General features: G+C 70.0%; 5 protein-coding genes. All 5 read left to right on the top strand.

The window, feature by feature from the left end:
• Positions 1–1380 (top strand): hypothetical protein (locus AC6EI8_RS21535; protein WP_498382825.1); only part of this gene is annotated, 1380 nt, incomplete at its 5' end.
• A gap of 279 nt (positions 1381–1659) precedes the next feature.
• Positions 1660–3957: a hypothetical protein gene (locus AC6EI8_RS21530; protein WP_498382824.1), complete on the top strand. Its 2298-nt coding sequence runs from the start codon at positions 1660–1662 to the stop codon at positions 3955–3957.
• 278 nt (positions 3958–4235) lie between these two features.
• Positions 4236–5087 (top strand): bifunctional methylenetetrahydrofolate dehydrogenase/methenyltetrahydrofolate cyclohydrolase FolD, encoded by an 852-nt coding sequence (gene folD, locus AC6EI8_RS21525; RefSeq protein ID WP_149318916.1) that lies wholly within the window; start codon positions 4236–4238, stop codon positions 5085–5087.
• Positions 5088–5292: 205 nt separating this feature from the next.
• Positions 5293–7377 (top strand): M3 family metallopeptidase, encoded by a 2085-nt coding sequence (locus tag AC6EI8_RS21520; protein WP_149318917.1) that lies wholly within the window; start codon positions 5293–5295, stop codon positions 7375–7377.
• A gap of 104 nt (positions 7378–7481) precedes the next feature.
• Entirely contained in the window at positions 7482–8279 is a 798-nt protein-coding gene (gene xth / locus AC6EI8_RS21515) for an exodeoxyribonuclease III (protein ID WP_498382826.1), read from the top strand.
• The last annotated feature ends 301 nt before the right edge of the window (positions 8280–8580 follow it).

The raw sequence follows: 8580 nt of genomic DNA, 5'->3' as shown, positions 1-8580 counted from the left end.
GACGAGGCGTTGCAGCGCTGGAGCGCGGTGTTCCATGGCGCGGCGGCACTGCCCGGCGACGCCGGCTTCGCGGTCGCCCGCGCGGCCATCCGCACCGCCACGGCCACGCTGCTCAGCGATCCCGAGCGCGCCGAGCCGGCGATCGCGTCGCTGCTCGCCCATCTGCAGGCATCGCGCATGCAGACGGCGCAGCAGCTGCACGTACGCGCCGAACTGATTCCCTATCTGCCGCCCGCGCAGCAGGTTCCGGCATGGCACGCGCTATGGGACGAGGTCGAACGGCGGTCGCTGCCGTCGCTGGCGATGCTGCTGGTCCATGTCCAGCGCTGGCACCCTTGCGATCCGCTCCATGCTTGGCGGCGCGCGCAAGACTACTGCCTGACCGCCACCGCGCCGACGCCCGAGCAGCGCGCCGCGCTGATGTGCCAGGCCGGGCTCTTCTGCGCGCCCGGCACGGCCGACGCCGAAGCCATGTTCGATGCGATCGGCGAACTGGCCCTGCGCCACCACCAGTTGCTGCCGCTCGTGCAATGGGTGGCCACCGATGACGACCAGCCGGCCGACCGTATCGTGTCCGTCATCTGGAAATTGCCGCCCCCGGTGCAGGCGCGTGCCTTCTCTCAATGGCTGGCGCTGCGCGGTTGGGTCGACGAACTGCTGCCCGTGCCGCTGCCGCTGGCACGGCAACTGCAAGCGATGGGCTGCTGGGAGGAACTGGGCGAGATGTCCACTGCCTGGACCCGGCGCTGCAGCCGCCTGCTGGAAACCGGGCCGACGCTGCTGCCCTCGGCGGCGCACGACGCCGTGCCGGAACTGGCCGCGGACATGCTCGGCGTGCTGGAGGCGTCCGCCCCCGCCGCTCGCCCGCCGGAGCTGCTGGCGGAGGTCGCCCAACTGACCAGCGGCCTGTGGCTGCAGGCCGCTGCATCGCCGCTGATCGATCGCACCTGGGACCTGATCGACCGGCTCGATGCGCCGGCGGTGCGTACCGCGATGGAGATCCTGTACCGGCTCAAGCAGGCATCCCGCAAGCTGCCCGGGGACGGCGACCTGCTGTTGGGCGAGTGCTGGGCCAGGCCGACGCTGCTGCGCGCCGCCGAGCTGGTGCGCACGCGCTTCACCGCGCCCGAGCGCCGCCGCTGGCTGGTGCGGCTGGTCGAGGCCGAAGGCCGGATGGGCGATTTCCGTCCGGACGTGGAGCGCAACCGCTTCGATGCGGTCCGGCAGGCGCTGTGGCGTATCGCGAGCGCCCTGCCGAGGGAGGCCATCGACGCTGTGCACGGCACGATCGCGGCCTGGTTTGCCCCCGCCTCGCGCGATCCGTCGGCGCTCAGGGCCTGGCAGCAGGCCGTGGCCCAGTTCGACGCATATCGGCGCTAGGGCGGCGCGGCGGTCGCGGTCGCGGTCGCGGTCACTGTCGCTGTCGCTGTCGCTGTCGCTGTCGCTGTCGCTGTCGCTGTCGCTGTCGAGGAGGGTAGGCCTTCCTCCTCCCCCAATGGAGATTCCGCGCACGGCATGCGGCCGGGACCGAGAACCGAAAGGCGCGGCCGCTTCCGGATCACGGCCCTCCACATCCGCCGACAGAATGCCGGGCCCGCGAACCGCGGCAGTCGGGCGCCATTCCGGCCGTCCACCGCCGGTTCGCCGAAGAGACCCGTCATGCAAGCCAGCCCCGCCCGCCAGACCGTTGCCCCTTGCCTCGCCGACGGCACCCCGCCATCCGAGCCGGTTCCGCAGCCGGCCACCATGTCCGGCCTGGAGTTGCTGCCCGCACCGGTGCACGACTTCATCCTCGCGCTGCTGCCGCCGCAATCCAGGCTCTGCCTGGAACGGCAGGTTTCGAAGGGTCTGCAAACCCGGCTCGAACGACATGCACGCCACGATCTGGCGCTTCGGCGCGCCGCCAACGTATGGACCGTTGGCGAGCTGGCGGCAGTCCTGTCCGATGGATCGGCCCAGCCATTCGGCGGCCTGCCACCCGCCTCGCGCGCGGCGGTTCTGGGCACGCTGGTCGGCCGGCTGCGCGGCCTGCCGCGATCCGGACACGACGCCGGTTTCCGGCTGCTGCTGGAACAGACCCTGCGGCTGCCCGCGCCGCTTCGGACGGCGCCGCTGGACACACTGGCCAGTTGCATCGACGAACGTGCGGCCGTGGTGAGCCTCGACACCTTGCTCGACTGCGTCGCCATGATCGCGGCCGAACCGCTTGCGCTATCGGCAAGGCTCAGGCGCACGGCCCTCGCGCTGGAGAACCGCGCGAAGCCGTGCGGCATCGCCAGCCAGTTGCTGCCGGACGCGTCCGCGGCGCTGGCGCTGGCTCGGGCGTTCCCCGCTGCCGAGCAGGCCGAAGCGCTGTCGGTCGGCACGGCGGCTTTCGCACGCGCCTGCGCCAACGACCAGGACGCTGCGGCCCCGTGGCGCGCCCTGCTCCAATGCGTGGCGCGGGACGAGGCCGATCCCGCGCAACGCGGTCGCTTGATCGCCGCGCTTGCCGGCTGCCTTCCCGGCATCGACGGACAGCACGCATTCTTCGGCATCGACGCCGCAACGGCGTCGCGACATTCGACGCTGCTGCTGGATACGGTCTTTTCCCTGCCGGGCGATGGACCGTTTCACGCCATCGCCTGTCTGCTGGGCACCGAGGCTTCCCCAGGTCCGTTCCAGCATGTCAGCCGCACGCAACGAACCGAATTGCTCGGCGACATCGCGCAGCGGATGCAGGCTGCGGCCTTGACCGAGCCGCAGCGGCTCCATCTCCGTGCTGCGCTGTTGCGCTTCGTGCCGGATCTGGCGACATGGGACACCTTGTGGGACGCGGCGCTGCGGGGCGAGCACGCAGAAACGCTGCGATTGCTGGGCTCGGTCCTGCCGATTTGCCAGTCGCCCGCGCCCGATCCCACCCGGCTGCTGCGCTTGCAATCCGCCGCGCTGGACGCAACGGCGTTGCCGCCTTCGACCCGTTCCGCACTGCTGAAGGAGGCGCTGTACTACGGCCGGGACGCGATCAACGCATCAGGCCTGACCGAATCGACGCTTGCCGGCGCCGCAGCCTTGGCGCGCGACCACGGCGAATATGGCGCACTCGCGCGCTGGGCGCAGGCCGGCCGGCCAGCCGCGAGGCGTCGCGTCGTCGAGGTCATCCGAGGCCTTGCGCCGGCGCAGCAGGTGAGCGCCGTGCGGCAATGGCTGGACGAGGGGAGGTGGTTGGGTCTGGAGGATCTCGTCGACCTGTCGGCACTGGCGGATCCGCTTGCACAGACGGGGCACTTCGGCAAGCTTGCCGACCTCGTCCGTACCGTCTGCGAACGGGGCGCGAAATGGACCGGCCAGTGGGGCTGCAGGCCCGCGCTTCGAGGACGGGTCGAAGCTGCGGGGCGGATACTCGCCGACTATTGGATCGGGCAGCTCGAAGCGATTCCGCAGTGCCGGAGGCCCGCAACGCTTGCCGCGGCGGCCCTGTTTGCCCACCAGCTCGACGCGGTGACGGATCACGACGCCGAACGGGTCCAGCGGGCATGGAAGCTGATCGAGCCGCTCGATGCGGACGATCTGCGCCTCTGTCTGGCGGACCTGCGCCCGTTCCGCCGGCTGGAGAAGTGGGATGCGCCGGGACAGGGATTGCAGGACCGCTGGCCAAGGTCCGCGGTCCCGCTCGCTGCCGCGATCGTGCGCACCCGACTGTCCGGACCGGAACGGCGCGAATGGCTGGCGCATTTGCTCGGCAGGCTGTGGGCCCTGGAGAGCGAGCGGGAGACTGCCGGGCAGGGCGGACGCCAGCCACGCTTCGACCGCGCAAGGCAGGCGGCATGGGACCTCGCCATCAGCTTGCCGCGGGCGCAATGGTCCTATGCCGTGGGCTATCTCGCGCAGTGGTTTGCCGCCCCGCCGGACGCGCCGCATGAGCGCGCGCCATGGGAGCAGGCCAGGGCAAGCTTCGATGCATGGTTCGGCGCCTGAACGGGCGGGGTGCATGCCGGCGGTTCCTCCGCCGTCCCGTCCGTCATCCCAATGACGGCGCCCGCTGACGGCTCCCTCTTGCGGCGCCCTCTGACGGTGCCCTTTGGCCGGACGGGACGGCCGGGGCGCGCCGGCGGGCACGCCCCCCGGCCACCGGTGCCGACGCTTTATAATCGCTGTTTTGCGCACCGTCCCTTCCCGCCCTGCCCTGCAGGCAACCACGCCGGTCGCATCTCCACCCGCGTCTTTCACCTCTGCCGCTCCTGCGCCTCAAGCCCATGCCCGCCCAATTGATCGACGGCAACGCCCTTGCCAAGCAAATCCGTTCCGAAGCCGCCCTGCGCGCCGCCCGCCTGACCGAGCGCGGTCACCAGCCCGGGCTCGCCGTGGTCCTGGTCGGCGAGGACCCGGCCAGCCAGGTCTATGTCCGCAACAAGGTCAAGGCGTGCGAGGACAACGGTTTCTACTCGTCGCTGGACCGCTATCCCGCGGACCTGTCCGAGGCCGACCTGCTGGCCCGCATCGACGAACTGAATCGCGATCCGAAGATCCACGGCATCCTGGTGCAGTTGCCGCTGCCCAGGCACATCGACAGCCACAAGGTGCTGGAGGCGATCGCCCCGGAGAAGGATGTCGACGGCTTCCACGTCGCCAACGCCGGCGCGCTGATGACCGGCGCGCCGCTGTTCCGCCCCTGCACCCCCTATGGTTGCATGAAGATGCTCGAGTCGATCCAGTATCCGCTGCGCGGCGCGCAGGCGGTGGTGGTCGGCGCCTCCAACATCGTCGGCAAGCCGATGGCGATGCTGCTGCTGCAGGCCGGCGCCACCGTGACGATCTGCAACAGCAAGACGCGCGACCTCGGCGCCCATACCCGCCAGGCGGACGTGATCGTCGCCGCGGTCGGCCGCCGCAACCTGATCACGGCGGACATGGTCAAACCCGGCGCGGTGGTGATCGATGTCGGCATGAACCGCGACGACGCCGGCAAGCTGTGCGGCGACGTGGACTTCGCCGGGGTACGCGAAGTGGCCGGCTATATCACGCCGGTCCCGGGCGGCGTCGGTCCGATGACGATCACCATGCTGCTGGTCAATACGCTGGAGGCGGCCGAGCGCGCGGCAGGCTGAGGCGAGCGCCGGTACACTGGGCAAAACGGCTGGGCAAAACGGCTGGGCAAAACCCCTGGGCAAGCCCCTGGCCGATCCGCTGGACGACCCGCCGGACAACGCGCCGCCCTCCCTCGCTGCGAAGCCACGCTGGAAAACCGCGCAGATGCCCCCAGCTGCGGAATATCCGACCGTCAACCCCAACGCCAACGCGAACGAACAAGCCATGGACCAAGCCGACAAGAACGCCAACCCGCTGCTGGACTTCAGCGACCTGCCCCGCTTCGCCGAGATCCGCCCCGAGCATATCGGCCCGGCGCTGGACGTGCTGCTTGAAGCGGCGCAACGCGCCGTCGCGCTGGTCGAGGATCCGGCCCGGCCCGCCACGTGGGCCGATACCGTCGACACGCTCGAGCAGGCCACCGAGCCGCTGGGCCGCGCCTGGGGCGTGGTCGGCCACCTGAGCTCGGTCGCCGACACGCCGGCGCTGCGCCAGGCCCACGCCGAAAACCTGCCGCGCATGACCGAGTTCTGGTCCTCGCTGGGCCAGAACCTGGCGCTCTACGAAAAGTACAAGGCGCTGGCCGCCAGCCCCGAATACGCGGCGCTGAGCCCGGCCCGCAAGCAGCTGCTCGACAACGAGCTGCGCGGCTTCCGCCTCGGCGGCGCCGAGCTGCCGGAGGACCAGAAGCCGCGCTTTGCCGAGATCCAGGAACAGCAGGCACAGCTGGGCAAGGCCTTCTCCGACCACGTGCTGGACGCGACCAACGCCTACTCGCTGGTGATCGAGGACCCGGCGCGCCTGGCCGGCCTGCCGCCCGACACGCTGGAAGCGGCGCGCGAGGCCGCGGCCAAGGACGGCAAGGAAGGCTGGAAGTTCACGCTGCATTTCCCCTCGTATTTCCCGGTGCTGCAGTACGCGGACGACCGCGCGCTGCGCCAGACGCTGTACGAGGCCAACGTCACGCGCGCCTCCGAGCTGAGCCCGCAGTACGGCACCGGCCAGGCCGACTGGGACAACACCGCGAATATGCGCGAGCAGCTGGCGCTGCGCCGCGAAGAAGCCCGCATGCTGGGCTACGGCTCGTACGGCGAGGTGTCGCTGGTGCCCAAGATGGCCGATTCGCCGGCGGAAGTGCTGCGCTTCCTCGACGAACTCGCCGCCAAGGCCCGCCCCTATGCCGAGCGCGACTGGGCCGAGCTGCGCGAATTCGCCGCCAAGGAACTGGGCCTGGCCGAGCTGGCGCCGTGGGACGTCGCCTATGCGTCCGAGAAACTGCGCCAGCAGCGCTATGCCTTCTCGGAACACGAGGTCAAGCAATACTTCCCCGAGCCCAAGGTGCTCGAAGGCCTGTTCGGCGTCGTGCAGAAGCTGTTCTCGGTGCGCATCGCGCCGGACGAGGCGCAGACCTGGCACAAGGACGTGCGCTTCTACCGCGTCACCAGCCCGGACGGCACGCTGCTCGCGCAGTTCTATCTGGACCTGTACGCGCGCGAAGGCAAGCGCGGCGGCGCGTGGATGGACGACGCGCGCGGCCGCCGCGAGCGCGGCGACGGCAGCGTGCAGACGCCGGTCGCTTACCTGACCTGCAACTTCTCCGCACCGGTGGGCGACAAGCCGGCGCTGTTTACGCACGACGAGGTCATCACGCTGTTCCATGAGTTCGGCCACGGCCTGCACCATATGCTGACCCAGGTCGGCGAGCTGGGCGTGTCGGGCATCAACGGCGTCGAATGGGATGCGGTCGAGCTGCCCTCGCAGTTCATGGAGAACTTCTGCTGGGAATACGAGGTGCTGGCCGACATGACGCGGCACGTCGACACAGGCGAGCCGCTGCCGCGCGCGCTGTTCGAGCGCATGCTGGCCGCGAAGAATTTCCAGAACGGCATGATGACGCTGCGCCAGATCGTGTTCTCGGCGTTCGACATGCACCTGCACACGGACTTCGATCCGGACGGCGACAAGTCGGTGCTGGAGCTGTCGCGCGAGATCAACGACCGCATCCACGTGGTGCCGCAGTACCCGTTGTCGCGCTGGCCCAATACCTTCAGCCATATCTTTGCCGGCGGCTATGCGGCGGGCTACTACAGCTACAAGTGGGCCGAGGTGCTGTCGGCCGATGTCTACGCGGCCTTCGAGGAAGCGGCGCAGCTGACCGGCAGCGTGCTCGACAGCGAGACCGGCGCGCGCTATCACCGCGAGATCCTGTCGGTCGGCGGCAGCCGTCCGGCGATGGAGTCGTTCACGGCGTTCCGCGGCCGGCCGCCGCAGATCGATGCGCTGCTGCGCCACGGCGGGATGGCGGCATGAGCGGCGCGCCCGACGACCTGCTGGCCGGCATCGACGGCGCCGCGGCGGCGCCTCCCCCGGGCAGCACGCTGCCGCCCCCTGTGCCCGCCACCGCGCCGGCCACGCTGCGGATCGCCTCGTGGAACGTCAACTCGCTGAAGATCCGGCTGCCGCAGGTGCTCGACTGGCTGATCGCGCAGGAGAACGCCGATACGCCAATCGACGCGCTGTGCCTGCAGGAACTGAAGCTGCCCGAGGACAAGTACCCGCTGGCGGAACTGGAGAGCGCCGGATTCCACAGCATCTTCGTCGGCCAGAAGACCTATAACGGCGTGGCGATCCTGGCGCGCAACACCACCATGCCGGCCGCCACCGACGTGGTGCGCAATATCCCGGGGTTCGAGGACGCGCAGCAGCGCGTGGTCGCCGGCACCTATGGCGACGTGCGCCTGGTCTGCGCGTATTTCCCCAACGGCCAGGCGCCCGACAGCGACAAGTTCGCCTACAAGCTGCGCTGGCTCGAGGCGCTGACCGCGTGGCTGCGCGACGAACTGCAGCGCTATCCGAAGCTCGCGCTGCTGGGCGACTTCAATATCGCGCCCGAGGATCGCGACGTGCACGACCCGAAGAAGTGGGAAGGCCAGAACCTGGTCTCGCCGCCGGAGCGCGCCGCCTTCCAGACGCTGCTGGAACTGGGCTTTGCCGACGCCTTCCGGCTGTTCGATCAGCCGGAGAAGAGCTTCTCGTGGTGGGACTACCGCATGCTGGCCTTCCGCCGCAATGCCGGCCTGCGGATCGACCATATCCTGCTGTCGCCGGCGCTGCGCGAGCGCTGCACCGACTGCACGATCGACCGTACGCCGCGCACCTGGGAACAGCCGTCGGACCATACGCCGGTCGTCGCCACGATGCGGCTGGGGTGAACGCGAAGGCCGTTGCGGCGATGGCTGCAGCGGCCGTTTCATGCGCCTTCATCCCCCTTCATCGGGCCGCCATCGGCCTGGGGACAACGCCCCGCAGACATCGCCCCGGACACCTCGCACCCCGGGGCGATGTTTTTCGAATGACGGTGGCATCGCTTATCATGCGGGGCAGAGACACCATCGACGCGCCGGACCACGAGCCGGCGCGCAGCCCCTCGGGCCCGCCATGCAAGCCGTGCAACCGTTCCCTTCCTTCGTCTTTCTCCCCGCCCGCCTGACGACCCTCGCCGGCGCCACCGAC

Source organism: Cupriavidus sp. R6-3, assembly GCF_059772245.1.
This window is presented reverse-complemented; position numbering and strand designations above follow the sequence as displayed.

Coding starts and splice junctions, on each gene's coding strand:
- AC6EI8_RS21520 (WP_149318917.1), top strand. CDS start 5,293: ATGGACCAAGCCGACAAGAACGCCAACCCGCTGCTGGACTTCAGCGAC.
- AC6EI8_RS21530 (WP_498382824.1), top strand. CDS start 1,660: ATGCAAGCCAGCCCCGCCCGCCAGACCGTTGCCCCTTGCCTCGCCGAC.
- folD (WP_149318916.1), top strand. CDS start 4,236: ATGCCCGCCCAATTGATCGACGGCAACGCCCTTGCCAAGCAAATCCGT.